This window comes from Chitinophaga sp., assembly GCF_039596155.1.
Taxonomy (GTDB): Bacteria; Bacteroidota; Bacteroidia; order Chitinophagales; family Chitinophagaceae; genus Chitinophaga.
Genome location: NZ_JBCNKF010000002.1, coordinates 287,354 through 307,029, shown reverse-complemented (window position 1 = coordinate 307,029; position 19,676 = coordinate 287,354). Strand labels below are relative to the sequence as shown.

Genomic DNA, 19,676 nt, shown 5'->3' with positions numbered 1-19,676 from the left:
ATATACCCCATTTATATATTAGATATACTTTGTACTGCCGGATGAGTTCATCCGGCAGTTTTTTTCCTGAAAATAAATTTTACGCTGCTTTTACTAACTTCAACAACAATAACAGTTAAAAAAGCTATCGTATTTATTTCTTATGTCCTGTGCATTACTGAACGTTTTAACGTTATCACATTTTTCGCTTTACCAGAAGCCGCTTAGTGTCATGCCGATCCTGCTGTGCTTCATTGTTGCATTGTTAGCTAAATTGCAAAAACAGCCTCCCGGTTACTTAAATTCGTTCATTGGATATATTACAATCACATTTTCGGTTGAGATCATTACCTACTGGTATAGCCTCCACAACATGAACAATGTGAAAATCTATAACTTTTACGCTATTCTGAATTTCACCTATTTACTTTTCCTGCTCCGTTCTTTTTTGTCGACGCCGAGAGTGATCCGGGCATTGAGTTATGCCATCGTTATATTTCCTGTCATTGGTCTGCTGAATATGATTTTTATACAGGGTAATGGTATTTTTAATACCTACACTTACATGCTGGGTTGCCTGACTGTAGTGATTTCCTGTATCTTTTACTTTTATGAGCGGATCAAATTTCCAGGCCCGCATAGCCTGCTGCAGGACCCGACTTTCTGGACGGCGACGGGGCTGCTTTTTTTCTACACCTGCAGCCTGCCGCTCAATGGATTGATGAATTTTATCTCAAATATGCCATGGATGGTGTTCACAACACTACATGTAACAAATATTATGATAAATATTATTCTATATTTATTCTTTAGTATTTCGTTCATATGCAATCTGATTTTCAGGAAATCTTCCCTGTAGTATTTACTTCTATCTTCCTGCTGGTATTGCTGGTAGGCTTCATTATCATTATGCTGATTCTGAATCAGAAAGGTCGCCTCGCCCAGGCACAGGAGCTACGGCTGCTCAAGGAACGCTACGAGCAGGAGTTACTAAGGTCTCAACTGGAGATCCAGGAAAACGTGTTCGGACACCTTTCCCAGGAGATCCACGACAACATCGGTCAATCCCTGACCTTTGTTGCCCTTTCCCTGCTCACGGTACCCGTAGAAAATAACAGTGAAGCACATGAATACATAGAAGAGAGCCGGAAGGCCCTGCAGAAAGCCATTACAGAGCTGCGCGACCTGTCACGCAGCCTCCATACTGACAGAATTACGGAAGTGGGTTTAGGGCAAAGTATCAATTTCGAACTCGAAAGACTGAGACGAACCAATTTGTACGAAACTTCCTTTAATTTTGCAGACATCCGGAACCTGCTTGATCACCAGACAGAAATCATTGTCTTCCGCATCGTACAGGAAATGCTGAACAATATTGTAAAGCATGCCAAGGCGACCAAAGTGGAAGTCAGGCTTTCCCATAACACCGACTTTATTGACCTGGAAATAACCGATAATGGAATTGGTTTTGACCAGGAAGCCCTGTTTGCAGACTCAAACCAGCACAAGGGCCTTGGCCTTAGAAATATCCGGAAAAGAGCCAGTCTTATTGGAGGAACCTTTCAGATCAACAGCGGTAAAAATAGCGGAACTGCTATCCGAATCACTATACCCGTAAACAAACAATCATTCCATGAGCATAACCAGGAAAGCGAAATATAGTGTTGCCATTGCTGATGACCATGTACTTGTCAGAAAAGCCCTTGGGCGATTAATTAACACTTTTACAGACTACTTCATTCTCTTTGAAGCCAATAATGGAGAAGAAGTGATCAAGATCATCAATAACAGGGAAATGCAGCTCCCTGATATCCTCATTCTCGACGTGAATATGCCGGGTATGAATGGATATGAGACTGCCACCTGGATCAATAACCATTTCCCCCAGATCAAGGTATTGGCCCTGTCCATGCTGAACGATGAATCAGTGATCATTAAGATGCTGAAATCAGGCGCGAAAGGATACATCATGAAGAATGTAGAACCTGATGACCTGAAAGAAGCCTTCGATTCTATTATCAAAAAAGACTTCTACCTGCCAGATTATATCTCCGGCAAGGTGATCTCCGGTCTGCAGAAAGATGTATTGTCGCTAAGTGAAAAAATCGAACTTACACCCAAGGAAAAAACCTTCCTGCAATACCTCTGTACGGAATTATCCTACAAAGAAATTGCACAAAAAATGTTCGTGAGCCCACGCACTATCGATGACTATAAAAGCAGTCTTTGTGATAAACTGAAAGTGAAAACCCGTGTAGGGTTAGTCATCTTCGGCATCAGGTATGGCCTGATCGATATCAATACAGACTAAGTATCAAATAACCATTATAAGGCATGGTCTTTCAGGACCGGTTTCCCTTTCCAGGCTTTTTGCGCTGTCCATTCCTCCGGGGCACTGGTCCAGAATATGTGTCCGGGTGGTAAACCTAATGCGAGAAATCCCACTGTACAGAGGTAAGAACTGCCGGTAGACGTATAGACATCTGCTATTTCAGGCTGATGGCCGCAAAAGCCCAGCTGCATCCAACCCTTTTGATCAAAAGTGCCAGGTGCTTCGAATATGCGTTGCTTAACGGCTGTCAATGCACATCTTACCTGTGCCGGTGTGAGCTCTGCTGGTAACTGATCATGTAACGCCAGTTGTACAAGCGGCTGGAAACCTGCATTCCTGTATGCCATAGACCTGCCTACAACGGGGAATGTGCCTTCCGGGGAGATCAGTCTTTCCTGGATCACGCCGTAGCGCTGCATGCGAACCAGTGCCTGATCGTATGCTGCTTTCCCTGCTTTGCCGTTGGCTACCAGTACTTTCAGGATATCGACCAGCATGGGCTGGATCACGAATCCGTTGTAATAGTCAAAGTGAAAGTCAGGACCGTCACCATACACACCATCTCCTTTGTACCATTCCTGGTGTTTCTTTACAGCGTAGTCAACGCGCATGGCATCCCAGTCTTCTCCGAACCGGAGTAGCGCTGTTTCTATCATGGCAGCAAAGAGTAACCAGTTGTTATAACCGGGTGTGATGCTGCGCAGACTTTTGAAGGCTGCGACCACTTGCTGTTTGACTTTGTCCGGCAATGGCTCCCAGAGTTGTGTAGGGGCACGTAAAAAACCATGGGCCAGGAAAGCCCCATCGACCAGTGGCTGCGCATCGTACAGTCCTGTGAAGTTCATGTAGTCAGGACCGGCAGGATCTACTGCCTGTGCGGTTGCCTCCCGTGCTAATTTGATCATACGGCCCCGTATTTGGCCTTCGGGTGTCTCGTCTGCACCCAGTTCCAGCCAGGGTGCAATACCTGCTATAGTACGGCCAAATGCCTCTAAATAGGTCACTTTTTCAACTGGCTTGCCATAGGCCGGGGCAACTTCCAAAGGCATTTCCTTTTTCAGCTGTCCTTTACTGAGGTGCAATAATACTGGTTCAGCAATGCGAACCATCAGGGATACCCAGTACGCTCTGTCGGTATGGGCCTGTGTCTGGGTTGTCATGGAAGTGGGTAACATATCTCCTGGTTTTACGGCGGTCGCCAATCCTGCTAAGGGTACTGCCTGTATGAAACGCCGCCTGTTCATTTACTATATTTTTTATAACGGAGTAGTGCTTCTACAAAGTAATAATCGGCATAGGTCAGTGGCACATCTACTTCTGAATTCGCTGGCAGATGTCCTACGCTGTGTTTAAGGAGGAAGTTATTGTTTGTGCCTTCTTTTGCCAGGTATTCGTCGCTGCAAAGCGTTTGCAGGATTTGTTCTGCTGTATGAAAATAAGTCTGGCTCTTCGTATACTGGCTTAACTCCAGCAATGCTGATGCGATCACTGCACCTGCGGAGGCATCTCTTTTTGCATGCGGAATATCCGGCGCATCAAAATCCCAATAAGGTATTTTGTCTGCCGGCAGACGAGGGATGATGTAATTGGCAATATGTTTGGCCTGCTCCAGATAAGCACCGTCTTTTGTTTCCCTGAACATCATGGTATAACCATATAAGCCCCATGCCTGGCCACGTGCCCAGGCGGAGCTGTCAGCAAATCCCTGTGCGGTATTTTTAGCTACCACAGCGCCGGTTTCGGGATCATAACCAATGACATGGTAGGAACTGAAATCAGGTCTGAAATGGTGCTTCATGGTGGTGTTGGCGTGGGTACGGGCGATGTGTGCAAAAACTGTATCACCGGTTACCCGGGTGGCCCAGGTAAGTAATTCCAGGTTCATCATGTTATCGATGATCACGGGAAATTTCCATTTGCCATGGTCCCATGATTTGATACAGCCAACGGTAGGATTGAAACGGGTGGTGAGTGTGCGGGCACTGGTGATCAACACCTGTTTATCTTTTGGATTTTTTGTAAGGCGGTAGGCGTTGCCAAAACTGCAATACATCATGAATCCAAGGTCGTGGGTTGTTTTGTTATATTGTTCTTTTTCCACCTCGTCGGTACGCTTACGGGCTTCTTTGAGGATGGCCTTATCTTTTGAATATTCGTAGAGGTACCAGAGTGTACCGGGATAGAATCCGGCGGTCCACCAGTCAGTGCCGGCGGTCACCAGTTGACCGGTTTTATTGTCGGTAGTGCGGGGGAGTAAGCTATCCGGCACATGGGTCATCATTTGCCTATATTGTTTAATAGCAAGGTTCAGCGCTTTATCGGCCGGAACCTGGGCGTTTACGGGAACTGCGATACCTGTGAGCAGCATGCTGCCCAGGAGGAAGAGTAGTTTTTTCATACGTGACTAACTTTCTTTTATACTATTGACTCTTTTTGCGTTTGTTAACCTTTACTTCAGAAGAAGCACGTTTGATCAATTGAATGGGTACCATTTCAGCGGCATGTCGCTGCGGTGTTTGTCTGGGTTGTTGCATCAGGTCCAGCAGTGCTTCGGCGACCCGTTCGCCCATCATAGCAGGGAACTGGTCTACAGACGTGATGCCCGGGTGGATGATCTCTGCTCTGGGGTCGTTGGAGTAGCCAACGATCTTCAGGTCTTCCGGCACCCTGACATTGATCTTCCTGCAATATTCCAGTATGGCGATTGCAGTGGTGTCATTGGCGGCAAAGATGCCATCCGGGTAAGGTTGCTGTGCAAAGATCTTTTCGCATGCCTGCCAGGCATTGTCACGGGTTAACTCCTGGTAAAAAACCCTTGATTTTTTAAAAGGAATTTTGTGTTGCTGCAAGGCATGTTTGAATCCGGCTACCCTTTCTACATACAGGCTGCAGGTGAGCGGACCGGAGATATGCACAATATCTTTACAACCCTGTTCGATCAGGTGTTGGGTCACGGTGAGGCCACCCAGGTAATCATCGCCTTTCACGATGGTTACATCATAGTTTTTCGGCACCCTGTCGAAGAATACCAATGGTATATTGTTATCCTTAAAGATATCGAAGTGGGAGAAGTCGGTGGTATATAGTGTAGTGGATACTGCGAGTGCATCGATCCTGGCTGAATACAGGGTATTGGTCAGGGCGACTTCCTGTTCATAAGAATCGTTAGACTGACAGATGATCACATTATACCCATGCTCCTGTAGTTTGTTTTGTACGACGGTACCGATAGTGGCAGGGAAGAACATAGAGATCCTTGGCACGAGTAGCCCGATGGTTTTACTTCTGTTGTTGCGCAGTCCCGCAGCCATCGCATTTGGACGATAGCCCAGTTTGCGGGCCATCTTCTTCACTTTCTCTTTGGTGCGTGCGCTGATATTGGGGTGGTCATTCAGTGCTCTTGAAACAGTAGACACGGACAATCCCAGTTCTTCCGCAATATCAACGATCGTTTTTTCAGTTCTTTTACTCATATATCAGTATATAGCCATCGTACTATCGCCCCATCCAACCGCCGTCGACTGTGAGTATGGTACCATGTACATAGTCCGAAGCCGCGGAGGCCAGGAATACGGCAGGTCCCTGGAAGTCTTCAGGCGTGCCCCAACGGCCAGCGGGGATGCGTGATAAGATCGCGGAGCTCCGTTCTTCATCAGCACGGAGGGCAGCGGTATTGTCAGTAGCGATATACCCGGGGGCTATGGCATTGACATTGATACCTTTTCCCGCCCATTCATTGGCAAATGCTTTGACCAGTGATCCTACGGCGCCTTTGCTGGCTGCATATCCCGGTACATTGATCCCTCCCTGGAAGGTGAGTAGCGATGCTGTAAAGATAATCTTTCCACGGCCGTGGGAAAGCATCAGTTTTCCGATTTCGCGGGTCAGTATAAATGGTGCATCGAGGTTGATGCCTAATACTTCGTCCCAGTATTCGTCCGGATGTTCTGCTGCCGGTTTGCGAAGGATGGTACCTGCATTGTTGACGAGGATATCTATCACCGGGAAGCGGCTGGTCACTTCTTTGATAAATGTATAGAGTGATTCCCGGTTACCCATATCGCAGGTATATCCGTAGAATTTCCGGCCTGCAGCTAGTACGGCTTTTTCCACTTCACTCCCTGCGGGTTCCAGTGAAGCAGATACGCCTATAATATCTGCACCTGCTTCTGCGAGTGCTACGGCCATACCTTTGCCAATACCACGTTTGGCACCGGTGACCAAAGCCACCTTGCCGGTAAGATCGAATGATTGCAGTATCATAATGAGTTATTTCCTGTGTTAGCGTAAATCTGGTACTGCACAAACGTCCATGTCTCCGTAATCAAGGTTTTCGCCAGCCATACCCCAGATGAATGTATAGTTGCTGGTACCGGCGCCTGAGTGAATAGACCAGGGTGGTGAGATCACAGCCTGTTCATTCTGCATCCAGATATGACGTGTTTCCTGTGGCTGGCCCCAGAAGTGGCAAACGGACTGGCCATCGGGTACTTCAAAGTAGAAGTAAACCTCCATACGCCTGTCGTGTGTATGTGCTGGCATGGTATTCCATACACTCCCTGTTTTGAGTTCTGTCATTCCCATCTGCAACTGGCAGGTAGTGACTACAGATGCTACAATCAGTTTATTGATCGTACGGTGATTGGCTGTTTCCATACTACCCAGTGTCACGATCTCGGCTTCTTTTTTAGTAACCAGGCGTGTTGGATAAGTCTGGTGAGCGGGTGTAGAGTTGATGTAAAACTTAGCAGGTTGTTCTGCATCGTTACTGCTGAACAGTACTTCCTCTTTTCCCCTGCCTATATATAATGCTTCTTTGAAACCTATTTCAAATATCTCACCATCTACCTGTACTTTGCCGGGGGCACCTACATTGATAATACCGAGTTCTCTGCGTTCCAGGAAGTACGTGGCTTTCAGCTGATCCGGCGCTTCGAGTTGTACTGTTTTACTCACAGGCATGATACCGCCTGTGATAAAGCGGTCATAATGACTATAGACCAGTACCGCATCATCTGCGATGAAGAGCTTTTCGATCAGCAATTCGTTCCTGGTTTCATCTGTTGTCCACCGCAACATGGAGGCTGGGCTGGTGGCATATCTCGTTTCGGCAGTCATATGGCTGACAATTATTTTTTTAGAAATGATAACAATTGAGTGGGATGCGTATCAGGGCATCTTTCATAACTGAATGGAAAGATAGTGCTTAATGCGCAGAAATGCAAACGTTTGCATTACTTGAAAACTGATACTTTTTTATCACTTACCACTCTTTTTTTGGCCAATCCTACTAACTCCCGGTGTTTGGGGGGCTTTACCGCGTGCAGATCACATTACAATTATTTGTACTAAAATAGACTGTCTTATCTTTGTGTTTCCTTTTCTGATAAGGATTTGGGGCACCTGTATCAGCTAAAACCTTTTAGCCAAACTATCAAGTAATTTAGCCTGTTTTAAAGGCAAAATTTCACCATAGATTAAGATTTTAGTATTAACAGGCGGTGAGGTAATTTTATACTTTAGCTTATATGAATAAGTTTCTGCAAATACATCCCGGCGACAATGTACTTGTTGCTTTACAAGACCTCCAGCAAGGTACGGAAGTCGGGTTCAATGGTTCCACTATAACCTTATTAAAAGACGTTCCCGCTAAACATAAATTCATGATCGCTGATGTAAAGGAAGGCGATCCTATTACTATGTATGGAGTACTGGTTGGCAAAGCTAATTCCGCCATTGCAAAGGGAGAACTGATCACTATTACAAATGTGGAACATGACGCCAGCGCTTTCCACGAAAAAGAAGGGACTGTAGAATGGGAGCAACCGGATGTAAGTAAATGGGCGCACCGCACTTTTATGGGGTATCCCCGTAATGATGGTCAGGTAGGTACGCGTAACTACTGGCTGGTGATCCCGATGGTGTTTTGCGAGAATCGTAACGTCGGTGTGATTAAGACTGCCTTTGAGAAAGGGTTAGGCTTTGCTCCGGCGGAAGTATATAATGAGCAGGTGCAGGATCTCGTTTCTTTATATAAGAAGGGCGACCTGCAGGCGATTAAGACGTATACAGCAGAGGCGGTAACGCTGAGTAATAAACGTCATACTGTATTTAATAATATAGATGGCATTAAGTTCCTGATGCACGAAGGTGGCTGTGGGGGTACAAGGCAGGATTCTGATGCACTTTGTGCACTGCTGGCTGGTTACATTCACCATCCGAATGTTGCAGGTGCTACTATTCTGAGCCTGGGTTGCCAGCATGCACAGGTATCTATTCTCCAGGCTGCCCTGAAGAAACTGAACCCTGACTTCAATAAGCCGGTGTTGGTCTATGAGCAGCAGAAGAGTGCTTCTGAGTTTGCGATGTTGTCAACTGCTATCAAAGAGACTTTCCTGGCATTGATTGAAGCGAATAAAGCAGAGCGTCAGCCAAGTCCGCTTTCCAAGCTGGTGATTGGCCTGGAGTGTGGTGGTTCCGATGGATTCTCAGGCATTTCTGCTAATCCTGCAGTAGGGCATACTTCTGATCTGCTGGTGGCATTGGGTGGAACCAGTATTCTGTCTGAGTTCCCTGAACTGTGTGGTGTAGAGCAGGAGTTGATCAACCGTTGTGTAGAGAAGGATGTATCTGATAAATTCATTCGTATTATGCGTGCGTATGAGAGCCAGGCAGAGTCTGTCGGGTCTGGTTTTTATATGAATCCGTCTCCGGGAAATATTAAGGATGGTTTGATCACAGATGCGATTAAATCTGCCGGTGCGGCTAAGAAGGGGGGTATTTCCCCGGTGATTGATGTACTGGATTATACAGAATATGTAAAGAAGCCGGGATTGAATTTGTTGTGTACACCGGGGAATGATGTGGAGTCTACTTCGGCGGAGGTGGGGTCTGGTGCGAACATTGTATTGTTCACAACAGGACTGGGTACACCTACCGGCAACCCGATTGCACCGGTGGTGAAGCTGGCGACTAATACAAAGCTGGCGGAGCGAATGCCGGACATTATTGATATAAATACGGGAACGATTATCAGTGGAGAGGTGAGTATTGAGCAGATGGGTGAAGAGATCCTGGAGTATGTGATCAAAGCGGCGAGCGGAGAGGTGCATACGAAAGCAGAGTTGCTGCACCAGGATGATTTCATTCCGTGGAAGAGAGGCGTGAGTCTGTAATCGTTTAAATTTTATAGTTGGTACAAAATAAAACCGCTTTTGCCTTCGGCAAAAGCGGTTTTATTTTAGCGGTGACTGTCATCTTAATCAAATGACACCCGTTCCATTCGAGGTGCGAAGATGTGCATCATGAGCCATGCTACGAGATAGATACATCCACAGATCACAAAGAGGATATTATAACCGACGGTGATGTTACCCATTAGCTTGTAGTGATCGAGCAGGTATCCTACAATGAAGGGGAAGAAGCTCCCTCCTACTGATCCGGCCATACCGCCTAACCCGACTACTGAACTGACCGCATACTTAGGGAACATATCAGAGGCAGTTGTAAAGATATTGGCAGACCATGCCTGATGGGCTGCTGCTGCCAGCGCAATGAGGCCTACCACAATCCAGATATTGGTAGCGTATTGTATAAATATAATCGGTGTTACTGCAATTGCGAAGATGAACATGGATGTCTTTCTCGCCCTGAATACAGGCCATCCCTTGTTGATGAGGAAGGAAGACAGGTAACCACCACCGATGCTACCGATGGTAGTAGCGGTATAGATCAGCATCAATTGCGGATTGGGCTTGGTAAAATCCAGGTGATAAGTATCTGCAAAGTAAGAAGGCAGCCAGAACAGGAAGAACCACCAGATAGGGTCTGTAAGCAGTTTTCCGAATACGAATGCCCACGTCTGGCGGATGCTCAGGAGTTTTCTCCATGACACACTCTTAGGATGCGGGTCTATATCTTTTACAGGAGCTTCTACTGCATCATCACTATGAATATAATCATATTCAGCTTGTGTGAGTTGCTTATGGCGTGCAGGAATTTCATACCAGATCACCCAGAAGATAAGCCATACAAAACCAATGACACCGGTCCATATAAATGCCTGTTGCCAGCCATATCGTCCATTTAACCAGGGCACTACGATTGGTGCTAATACGGCACCGATATTGGCCCCTGAATTAAAGATGCCTGTTGCCAGTGCTCGTTCTTTTTTAGGGAACCATTCTGCTACGGTCTTGATCGCTACAGGGAAGTTACCTGATTCACCCAATCCCAGGAATACACGTGCAAAGCCGAAGCCCAACGTTGTTTTGGCCAATGCATGTAAGATGGCGGCAACGCTCCATACGACGATGGAAAGAATATATCCCATTTTCGTTCCTATCTTATCGACCAGGCGACCGAAGAATAACAAACCGACGGCATAGGCAGCAGAAAAGGCAGTCATGATATGCGCAAAGTCAGTCTCACTCCAGTCAAATGACTCGGATAAAGTTGGCTTGAGCAGACCTATTACCTGACGATCTATATAGTTGATGGTAGTCGCAAAAAACAACAACGCACAAATGCGCCAGCGATACCTACCTATTGTTGTGGAATCCATGCCTTTCATTTTGGAATTTATAAAGAAGAATTTGAGGTATTCACTCATTTCGTTCTTTCTACAACTGCTGTTTGCAACAGCGGGTTCTCTAAAATTAAAAAAACAAAATGAGCCAATACCGAATTAAGATACAAAACCGGCGCGAATTGTGCAAACGTTTGCACAAAATTGACAATAATTTAGTCCATGTCTGGTTACGGGCGACTATTACAGGCTCTTTACGATGTCGACTACTTTAGACAATTGTGTTTTCAGGCCTTCCCAGTCTTTTTTGGCGATCAGGTCTTTGTTCAGCAGGTTTGACCCCATACCTACACATACCACGCCTGCATTCAGCCAGGTTTGTATACTTTCTTTGGTTGGTGCAACTCCTCCTGTGGGCATAAACTTCATGTCAGGAAAAAGTGGCTTTATAGCGGTAACGTAGTCAGGGCCTAACAGATTACCTGGAAACAGTTTTACAAACCGGGCACCTGTTTTTTCTGCGGTAGCTATTTCGGAAGGAGTCATACAGCCTGGTACCCATACGATATCTTCTGCCCGGCAGGCGTCTGCGATCGTTACATCGGTGATTGGACTGATGATGAAATCGGCGCCGGCACCTGCAAATGCTTTTGCATCTTCTGCATTCTTGATGGTACCTATACCCAGGTACAGATCGGGCATGTCGACCAGCTTCTTATCGCGCATAGCGGCAAAGTTGCGGCGGGCATGTTCTCCCCTGTTCGTGAATTCGAAAACCCTGATCCCTGCGGCGTAACAGGCGGCCATTACCTGGCAACAGGTTTCTTCATCATCATGATAAAAAACCGGGATGATCCTGCTTTTTTCGAAAGCTGAGACGATAGTAGCGGCGGCTATTGCCATATTAAATTAGTTTTAGAATATCTGCTTTGTCTGTTAAATTAAAATCTCCTTTCAGGAAGAGTTTGGACCATGCTGCGGCAGCCGCAAATGAAATCGTTTCCTGCGAGTCCATCCCACTTAATCGTGCATGGATCAATCCTGCCATGAAACTATCGCCACTTCCTACCCGGTCTACGACTTCATTGGTTTCATATTGTTTGGATACACTCAGAGAGCCGTTGTCGTACCAGGTGGCGTAGTAGAGGTTGTGTGCAGGTGCGTGTGAAAAGCGGTATGTAAATGCCACCTGTTTACAACGGGGGAATTTTTCTGTGATTTCCATCGCCACTGTATGTGCCTGTTGCAGGTATACCTCTCTGCTATTAGCTTCCAGGGCTACGGTATTCAGATTTGTATCGAGCATGGTGTGAGCGGCCCATATATTGCCCATTACCAGATCGCAATGTGCCACCAGTTCGGGCATCACAGCAAATGGTTGCTTCCCGTACTGCCATAACCTGCTACGGTAATTCAGGTCTGTAGAAATGAATAATCCTTTGCGGGTGGCCGCTTCCAGTATCTCTTTACAGATGATGGCAGTATCTTCGTTCAGGGCGGGGGTGAGGGCGCTCCAGTGGAACCATTCAGCATCACCCAGCAGGCTATCCCAATCTACCGTTCCCGGCTGTAACTGGCTAAAGGAAGAATATTTACGGTCGTATACCACGCCTGCATTTTTCAGGTCTTTTCCCTGTTCCAGGAAATAGATACCGATGCGGTCTCCGCCTCTCAGCATACGATCGGTGGTAATACCTAATGCCTGCAATTGTTGTTCTACTTCGTGCGCGATACCATTGTCAGGCATCCGGCTGATATAGGCGACAGATGTACCCCATTTAGCCAGGGCTGCTGCTACATTGGCCTCCGCACCTCCCACATAGAGTGCAGCATTGTGCTGTTCCCATTGTGGTGACAGGCGGAGCAATATTTCTCCAAAGGAAATGACTTTAACTGGTTTCATATAATAGTTCGGTTAACTAAAATCCAAAATACGCGCTGGCATTATTATAACAAATATCCTGTACCATTTTTCCCAACCATTTGATATCGCCAGGCAACTCTCCGTTCTCCACATCATCACCCAGGAGGTTACACAAAATACGGCGAAAATATTCATGTCGTGACCAGGAGAGGAAACTTCTTGAATCTGTGAGCATACCTACAAAGCGGCTCAGCAGGCCCATATTGCTCAGGGTGTTCATTTGTTTTTCCATGCCATCTTTCTGATCCAGGAACCACCAGCCGGAGCCGAACTGCATTTTTCCGGGCACAGTGCCATCCTGGAAGTTGCCGGCCATGGTGGCGAACACTTCATTGTAGGAAGGGTTCAGGTTGTATACGACGGTTTTAGCTAATTTATTCTTCTTGTCCAGCCCATCCAGGAAACCGGACATTGCGATGGCAACCTGCCAGTCACCGATGGAATCCACGCCTGCATCTGCACCAATCTGCTGCACCAGGCGACTGTTGTTATTACGGATAGCGCCTACGTGAAATTGTTGTACCCAACCTCTTTCATGGTTCCATTCACAGATGAGGTGGAGGGTACCGGCCTTGAACTGCAGGGCTTCTTCTGTGGTGATGTCGCTGCCTGCTCTCAGTTTGGCGAAGATGGTTTCAAGTGCTGCAGCCGTGAAGGGGGCGGAATAGAATGTGCTGATACCATGATCTGACAAGCGGCCGCCGGCTTCATGAAAATAATCATGCCTGCTGCGCAATGCTTCCATAAACTGTTGATAGCTGCCTGTGGGCATATTAGCGACCATTCCCAGCCTATCTGCATATTCGTTGAAGCTATGTACATTTTCTACGGCTATCGCCTTATCGGGGCGGAAAGTAGGCAATACACGGATGTCAAAACCAGACTTGCGGATGGCTGCATGGTGCCCGAGGTCATCACAGGGATCGTCTGTTGTGCAGAGTGTGGTGACCTTAAAGTGCTTCAGCAATGCCTGTGTACGCCACTGAGAAAGTTGTTCCCCGCAGTGGTTGTATACCCATTCTGCATTGGAAGCGTCCAGCAGCTGCTTTACACCGAATGGATTTTGCAATTCCATATGCGTCCAGTGGTAGAGTGGATTGCGCATGGTATAGGGTACAGTGGCTGCCCAATGTTTGAATTTGGAAAGGTCATCCGCATCCCCGGTGATGAATTGTTCTGCCACACCGTTTGCACGCATAGCCCTCCATTTGTAGTGATCCCCTTTCAGCCAGATGGCTGTCAGGTTTTCAAACTGCCGGTTATTGGCTATTTCATCAGGTGGTAAGTGATTATGATAATCGATGATAGGCATCTCTTTTGCATAATCGTGGAATAAACGTCTGGCTGTTTCCGTTTTCAACAGGAAATCAGCATCCATAAAAGCCTTCATAACTTGAATTACTTAATTAACGCTGCTTGATTCTCCAACATTTCCTGTAAATGTCCTGCCACGGTAGTGGTGAACCCGGACAAGGCTGACAGGTCAGCTTCCCATAGGCTGGTATCGGCGCTGATTGCTTTTACCAGTTGTGGAATATCGTTGTACTGTTCCCAATAACCAGCAAAGATGGCTGCACGGTCATCGGTGATCGGATAAAATTCAGTTCCTCTTGCGCCGAAGTACTGTCCATTTTCATTTTTCACGGGGCGGAGGAAGAGGATCATGGCGGCGAAACCCTGACACATGGCGGCAGGTACTTTGCCCTGTTGCTCATAGTACCGGACAAAGGTGCGTACGTTGCGGGCATTCATCTTACTGCTTTCCTGGAAGGTGATGCTGAGCAACTTATGCGCTATGGATGGATTGGCGAATCTATCCAGTACATCTTCGGCAAATGTGGGTGCCTGCGGACAGGTATCCCTGATGGTGGGCAGTATTTCATCGATCACTACCTTTCTGAAAAACGTACGCATGTAAGGGTCTTCCATACATTCATATACGGTATTCAGTCCCCGCAGGTATCCCAGTGGTACGGAAACTGTATGACTTCCGTTGAGGATGCGCAACTTCTGTTCCCTGTAAGGAGTAATATCCGGGGTAATGAGCATGCGGGCATCTGTCTTGTGGAAATTCAGGACCTGGCGGATAGGTTCATCGCCTTCGATGGCCCAGAGCAGGAAGGGTTCTGCATTGATCCAGAGTTGGTCGGAGTACCCAACAGCCGGGAGTTCCTTTGGTTTGCCGGGAACGATCCTGTCAACGAGGGAATTGCAGAAGGAGTTATCCTTTTCAATCCACGCCTGGAAGTCTGCCGGCATTTCATTGTAAGCAGCCAGTTTCAGGACGGTGTCCTTTAATAAGTTTCCATTGTTCACCACGAGTTCGGTAGGTACGATAACAAAACCGGTATGGGAGGCACCTTTAAAACATTGGTAGCGTTCCCAGAGTACGGCCAATAATTTACCGGGATAAGATGCAGGTACTACGCCTTCGATTTTCTCAGGAACGTACTGAATACCTACTTCTGTGGTATTGGAGATAATGATCTGTAATGCAGGCTGGTGGACGGTCTTTAATATTTCGGCCCACTCTGCATTCGATTGCAAAACTCGACTAATAGAAGCATTGATCAGCTGTTGATCTACCAATTCCCCCTGGGCTACGCCCTTGATGTGAGTAGTAAAGAGATTGTCCTGTGAAGTGAATTCGGTGGTTTCTCCATCCGTGGATTTTACGACGACGATCCTTCCTTCGAACTGGCCGGCTTTGTTAGCTTTGTCAACGAGGTAGTCAACCAGGCCACGCAGCAGTACACCGGTACCGAACTGGAGGATTTTCTCCGGGAAGGTAAAGTAGCGTTCGGTGACACCCAACTCAGGGTGTTGCAGCAGATATTCTTTATTTAATGTTGGTAACATGTTTAAATTTAGCTAAATCCCGGAATTTGTTTTTTATTTTTTTTACACCCAGCAGACAGCTAATTTATAAATCGTAAAAATCCGATCTATCAGTCCCCTTCTTTTTCTGTAAATTTGCACTCTTAAATACACAAAAATGAGCAGACATGGCAAAGTGCTGGTAGCAATGAGCGGCGGTATTGATAGTACTGTGACCGCGCTGATGCTGCACGAGCAGGGTTATGAAGTGGTGGGTATCACCATGAAAACCTGGGATTACGCTTCTGCCGGCTCCAGTAAGAAAGAAACCGGGTGTTGTAACCTGGACTCTTTTAATGACGCGCGGGCTGCGGCCGTACATCACGGCTTCCCCCATTTCGTCCTGGACATCCGGGAAGAATTTGGCGACTTCGTAATCAACAACTTCGTCGAGGAATATATGGCTGGCCGCACGCCTAATCCGTGCGTGCTGTGCAATACCCATATTAAATGGCGAGCCCTTATGAAACGGGCTGATGCGATGGATTGTGCTTTTATTGCCACCGGGCACTATGCACAGATTCGTGAAGAGAATAGCCGCTGGGTGTTGAGCAAGGGGTTGGATGAGTTGAAAGATCAGAGTTATGTGCTCTGGGGACTGGAACAGGATGTGCTGGCACGTACTATTTTACCGCTGGGTAAATACAGGAAAACCGAGATTCGCCAGATGGCGGAAGATTTCGGGTATCCGGAACTGGCGAAGAAGGCAGAAAGCTATGAGATCTGTTTTGTGCCGGATAACGACTACCGTGGATTCCTGAAACGCCGGGTGGATGGATTGGAAGAGCAGGTGAACGGGGGAAATTTTGTGCTCAGTAATGGTACGATTGTCGGAAAACACAAAGGGTATCCTTTTTATACTATCGGCCAGCGGAAAGGGTTGGATATTGCCCTGGGCAGGCCTATTTATGTGACGGAGATTATACCTGAGACAAATACGGTGGTGTTAGGTGACGAGGAAGAGCTGAACCGTACAGAGACTATTGTAGCCGGTATTAACTATATTAAGTACGATCATATTCCGGAAGGAATGGAATCGATCACCAAGATCCGGTATAAGGATAAGGGTGCGTTGAGTAATTTGTACAATGTAGATGGGAAAGTGAAGGTGAATTTTTACGGCAATGTGAAAGGGATAGCGCCGGGTCAGTCGGCGGTGTTTTATGAAGGAGATGATGTGATTGCCGGTGGGATTATACAGAGAAGTTTTTAAAATAATGATTAAAAAAAGAGGGGCGCATCGTATGGTGCGCCCCTCTTTTTTTTAACTTAAGCGAACTGCGAACATACTGTCGGCGCCTTTTTCATAGCCGGGGATGACGCCACCCTCCTGCTTTTTCAAGCCGGTGGTGCTTTCTAAGTGGGCGACTACATCTTCATTTTCTCCACGGAATACGGAGCAGGTGATGTAGATTAATGAACCACCTGGCTTTAATAGTTTTATTACGTTTCCAGCAATGCTTTGCTGCAGGAACTGGAATTCCTTGATTTGTTCTTTTTTGAAGAACGACAGATTTTCCGGTGTACGGCCCCAGGTTCCGGAGCCGGTACAAGGTGCATCTAAGATGATATTGTCGAAGCGGCGTTCAAGCGCAATGGGGCCTGTGAGGTCCATGACCATACTTGTATAATCCCTGATACCGGCTTCTTTGAAGCGCATATGGAGATTAGAGATAATGGATGGCCGCACATCACTGACCATCAGCTTTACTTTGGGTTCTTTGTCTAGCAGGAGGATTGATTTGCCGCCGCTGGCAGCACAGCTGTCCCACCATGCTTCGCCGGGTTTCGGCTGAAAGAGGTCACCTACCTGCTGGGAGGAGGCATCCTGAATTTCGTACCAGCTTTTATCTGTTACGATGGTGTCAATCTTCGTACTGTTAGGTAGTGCGAGTGTATGGGGTCCCCATTCTTCAAAATCGGTTTCTGCGCGTTTCAGCAGCTTTTTAATGGCCTCCTGTTTATCTTTCCGGGTACGAATAAATAAAAAGGGTTGCTTCAGAAATGACTGTGCAAAAGCTGCAGGATCTATCCCGGGCGATAAGGCTTCGCTGTAGGGGAAGATATCGTTGTATGAAATGTGAGCGGGGGCTTCAATGGTGAAGTTGTCTGCTTCTTCTGTTTTACATAAATAGCTGCCTAGCAGGATGCGTTCCTGTACAGATTTTTCCTCTTTATACAGCCATCCCAGCCGGTAATAGGAATAGACCAGCTGTGAAATATGCCTTCTATCCCGGCTCCCCATATAGGGATGTTGCTTAAAATAACCTTTCAGGAAATGATGCAGGGGCAGGCTTCCATCATATTCACCTATAATTTTTTCAGCAGCAGCTAAATAATTTTCCCAACGGGTCATAATCACATCATGTAAAAGCAAAACGCTCAATGCCTTTTTTCAGCAGCATTGAGCGTTTAGCAAAGGCTTATAAAAAACTAGTTTAGAGTTTCAGTAATGCTTTCAGTGGATCTTTACCGAACAGCAGTTGTTCAGGATTTTCCAGCATTTCTTTTACACGTACCAGGAAGCTTACAGACTCACGGCCATCGATGATACGGTGGTCGTAGCTCAGCGCAATATACATCATCGGACGGATCACTACCTGACCGTTTACTGCCATTGGGCGGTCCTGGATTTTGTGCATACCGAGAATTGCAGACTGAGGGATGTTGATGATAGGTGTACTCATGAGGGAGCCAAACACGCCACCGTTGGTGATGGTGAAGGTACCACCGGTCATTTCATCCATTGTCAGTTTGCTATCGCGGGCTTTGGTTGCCAGTTCTACCACTTTCTTCTCGATCTGCGCCATATCCAGGCTTTCTGCATTGCGGATCACTGGTACAACCAGTCCTTTTGGTGCAGATACTGCGATAGATACATCACAATATTCGTGGTATACTAACTCTTCCCCATCGATGTAAGCATTTACAGCCGGGAATTCTTTCAGTGCAAAGCAACATGCTTTGGTGAAGAAGCTCATAAAGCCGAGGTTCACCTCATGTTGTTTCTTGAATACTTCTTTGTATTTAGCGCGCAGCTCCATGATGTTAGTCATGTCCACTTCGTTGAAGGTGGTGAGCATAGCGGTTGTATTCTTCGCTTCTACCAGACGGCGGGAAACTGTCTTACGCAGGTTGCTCATTTTCTCACGACGTTCGCCGCGGGTGAAGAGTTCCTGATCCAGTGCTACGCCTGGGTTTTGCAATGCAGCCAGTACATCGCCTTTCTTGATCTTGCCATGAGCGCCGGTACCTTTGATGGTAGACGGGTCGACATGTGAATCAGCGATAACAGCGGCAGCCACAGGGGTTGCTTTTACATCGTTTGGAATAGCGGTGACAGGCGCATTCTGTGCCTGTGGTGCAGCCTGGGTTTCAGCTTTAGGCGCGGCGGGTGCAGCAGCGGGTTGTGCTTTACCGGCGGGGCGGCCTACGCTTGTATCAATTTTAGCGATCGGATCGCCTATTTTCAGTACATCGCCTTCTTTGCCCAGGGTGATCAGTGCACCTGCTTCTTCTGCATTCAGTTCGAAAGTAGCTTTCTCTGATTCCAGTTCGCAGATCACTTCATCACGTTCTACGTATTCACCTTCTTTCTTTATCCATTTGATCAAAGTCACCTCACTGATAGATTCTCCCACAGTTGGCACCTTCATCTCAATCGTTCCTTTATTGACAGCCGGAGCAGCAGGTGCAGCTTCCGCTACAGGTGCCGCAGGGGCTTCAGGAGCTGGCGCTGCCGCAGCAGCTGGTGCAGTAGCCGCAGGGGCAGCTGCATCTGTATCAATTGTACAGGCCACATCTCCAATTTTCAATGTAGCACCTTCAGGAGCAGCTATCTTCAGGATACCTGCCTTCTCTGCGTTTAATTCAAAGGTGGCTTTTTCTGATTCCATTTCACAGATCACCTCATCCTGTTGCACATAATCACCGTCTTTCTTCAACCACTTTGCAATTGTTACCTCGCTAATAGATTCTCCTACCGTAGGAACTTTGATTTCGATAGCCATATTTCTAATTTCTGTGTGCGATTTGTA

The 19,676-nt window shown here is 46.9% G+C and carries 17 protein-coding genes and 1 pseudogene; 5 read left to right on the top strand and 13 right to left on the bottom strand.

Annotated features, from left to right (window positions below; translation table 11 throughout):
- Window positions 1-142: 142 nt before the first annotated feature.
- Genes ABDW33_RS03110 through ABDW33_RS03100 form a run of 3 tightly spaced genes read left to right on the top strand, consistent with a single transcriptional unit; the run spans window position 143 to window position 2,290 of the window.
- Window positions 143-838 (top strand): hypothetical protein, encoded by a 696-nt coding sequence (locus ABDW33_RS03110; protein WP_343688601.1) that lies wholly within the window; start codon window positions 143-145, stop codon window positions 836-838.
- Entirely contained in the window at window positions 805-1,641 is an 837-nt protein-coding gene (locus ABDW33_RS03105; protein ID WP_343688600.1) for a sensor histidine kinase, read from the top strand. The genes ABDW33_RS03110 and ABDW33_RS03105 overlap by 34 nt, the downstream gene beginning before the upstream one ends.
- Window positions 1,613-2,290 (top strand): response regulator transcription factor, encoded by a 678-nt coding sequence (locus ABDW33_RS03100; RefSeq protein ID WP_116853745.1) that lies wholly within the window; start codon window positions 1,613-1,615, stop codon window positions 2,288-2,290. The genes ABDW33_RS03105 and ABDW33_RS03100 overlap by 29 nt, the downstream gene beginning before the upstream one ends.
- 14 nt (window positions 2,291-2,304) lie before the next feature.
- Here ABDW33_RS03100 and ABDW33_RS03095 read toward each other — a convergent pair whose 3' ends face one another.
- The 5 genes from ABDW33_RS03095 to kduI are packed head-to-tail and all read right to left on the bottom strand — an operon-like array spanning window position 2,305 to window position 7,429.
- Window positions 2,305-3,555 (bottom strand): DUF2264 domain-containing protein, encoded by a 1,251-nt coding sequence (locus tag ABDW33_RS03095; RefSeq protein WP_343688599.1) that lies wholly within the window; start codon window positions 3,553-3,555, stop codon window positions 2,305-2,307.
- Window positions 3,552-4,709 (bottom strand): glycoside hydrolase family 88 protein, encoded by a 1,158-nt coding sequence (locus tag ABDW33_RS03090; protein ID WP_343688598.1) that lies wholly within the window; start codon window positions 4,707-4,709, stop codon window positions 3,552-3,554. The genes ABDW33_RS03095 and ABDW33_RS03090 overlap by 4 nt, the downstream gene beginning before the upstream one ends.
- 22 nt (window positions 4,710-4,731) lie before the next feature.
- The gene (locus tag ABDW33_RS03085) at window positions 4,732-5,784 is read right to left on the bottom strand and encodes a LacI family DNA-binding transcriptional regulator (protein ID WP_343688597.1); all 1,053 of its coding nucleotides are present in this window, start codon (window positions 5,782-5,784) and stop codon (window positions 4,732-4,734) included.
- A gap of 22 nt (window positions 5,785-5,806) precedes the next feature.
- Window positions 5,807-6,571 carry an SDR family oxidoreductase gene (locus ABDW33_RS03080; RefSeq protein WP_343688714.1) on the bottom strand — a complete coding sequence of 255 codons (765 nt, stop codon included), beginning with the start codon at window positions 6,569-6,571 and terminating at the stop codon, window positions 5,807-5,809.
- Window positions 6,572-6,592: 21 nt separating this feature from the next.
- A complete protein-coding gene (gene kduI / locus ABDW33_RS03075; RefSeq protein WP_343688596.1) occupies window positions 6,593-7,429 on the bottom strand; it encodes a 5-dehydro-4-deoxy-D-glucuronate isomerase in 837 nt (278 codons plus the stop codon).
- Window positions 7,430-7,839: 410 nt separating this feature from the next.
- Here kduI and ABDW33_RS03070 point away from each other — a divergent pair, with 410 nt between their 5' ends.
- Window positions 7,840-9,486, top strand: a complete 1,647-nt coding sequence (locus ABDW33_RS03070; protein WP_343688595.1) for an altronate dehydratase family protein — start codon at window positions 7,840-7,842, stop codon at window positions 9,484-9,486.
- Window positions 9,487-9,569: 83 nt separating this feature from the next.
- Here ABDW33_RS03070 and ABDW33_RS03065 read toward each other — a convergent pair whose 3' ends face one another.
- The 5 genes from ABDW33_RS03065 to ABDW33_RS03045 all read right to left on the bottom strand — a co-directional run bounded on the left by ABDW33_RS03065 (window position 9,570) and on the right by ABDW33_RS03045 (window position 15,621).
- On the bottom strand, window positions 9,570-10,874 hold the full coding sequence (locus tag ABDW33_RS03065) for an MFS transporter (RefSeq protein WP_343688594.1): 1,305 nt from the start codon (window positions 10,872-10,874) through the stop codon (window positions 9,570-9,572).
- A gap of 207 nt (window positions 10,875-11,081) precedes the next feature.
- Window positions 11,082-11,741, bottom strand: coding sequence for a bifunctional 4-hydroxy-2-oxoglutarate aldolase/2-dehydro-3-deoxy-phosphogluconate aldolase (eda, locus tag ABDW33_RS03060; protein ID WP_343688593.1), 660 nt, complete (start codon window positions 11,739-11,741; stop codon window positions 11,082-11,084).
- 1 nt (window position 11,742) lies between these two features.
- Window positions 11,743-12,741 carry a sugar kinase gene (locus ABDW33_RS03055; RefSeq protein WP_343688592.1) on the bottom strand — a complete coding sequence of 333 codons (999 nt, stop codon included), beginning with the start codon at window positions 12,739-12,741 and terminating at the stop codon, window positions 11,743-11,745.
- 16 nt (window positions 12,742-12,757) lie between these two features.
- A complete protein-coding gene (gene uxaC / locus ABDW33_RS03050) occupies window positions 12,758-14,152 on the bottom strand; it encodes a glucuronate isomerase (RefSeq protein ID WP_343688591.1) in 1,395 nt (464 codons plus the stop codon).
- A gap of 8 nt (window positions 14,153-14,160) precedes the next feature.
- The gene (locus ABDW33_RS03045) at window positions 14,161-15,621 is read right to left on the bottom strand and encodes a tagaturonate reductase (RefSeq protein WP_343688590.1); all 1,461 of its coding nucleotides are present in this window, start codon (window positions 15,619-15,621) and stop codon (window positions 14,161-14,163) included.
- 136 nt (window positions 15,622-15,757) lie between these two features.
- On the opposite strand from ABDW33_RS03045, the gene mnmA reads away from it, so the two are divergent.
- A complete protein-coding gene (mnmA, locus tag ABDW33_RS03040; protein ID WP_343688589.1) occupies window positions 15,758-16,852 on the top strand; it encodes a tRNA 2-thiouridine(34) synthase MnmA in 1,095 nt (364 codons plus the stop codon).
- Between the two features lie 51 nt (window positions 16,853-16,903).
- Here mnmA and ABDW33_RS03035 read toward each other — a convergent pair whose 3' ends face one another.
- The 3 genes and pseudogenes from ABDW33_RS03035 to ABDW33_RS03025 form a co-directional block, all read right to left on the bottom strand.
- On the bottom strand, window positions 16,904-17,995 hold the full coding sequence (locus ABDW33_RS03035) for an Fmu (Sun) domain-containing protein (RefSeq protein ID WP_343688588.1): 1,092 nt from the start codon (window positions 17,993-17,995) through the stop codon (window positions 16,904-16,906).
- A gap of 82 nt (window positions 17,996-18,077) precedes the next feature.
- Window positions 18,078-19,295, bottom strand: a complete 1,218-nt coding sequence (gene odhB, locus ABDW33_RS03030) for a 2-oxoglutarate dehydrogenase complex dihydrolipoyllysine-residue succinyltransferase (RefSeq protein ID WP_343688713.1) — start codon at window positions 19,293-19,295, stop codon at window positions 18,078-18,080.
- 141 nt (window positions 19,296-19,436) lie between these two features.
- A pseudogene (locus tag ABDW33_RS03025) lies at window positions 19,437-19,649 on the bottom strand (biotin/lipoyl-containing protein); the annotation flags it as partial.
- Window positions 19,650-19,676: the final 27 nt, after the last annotated feature.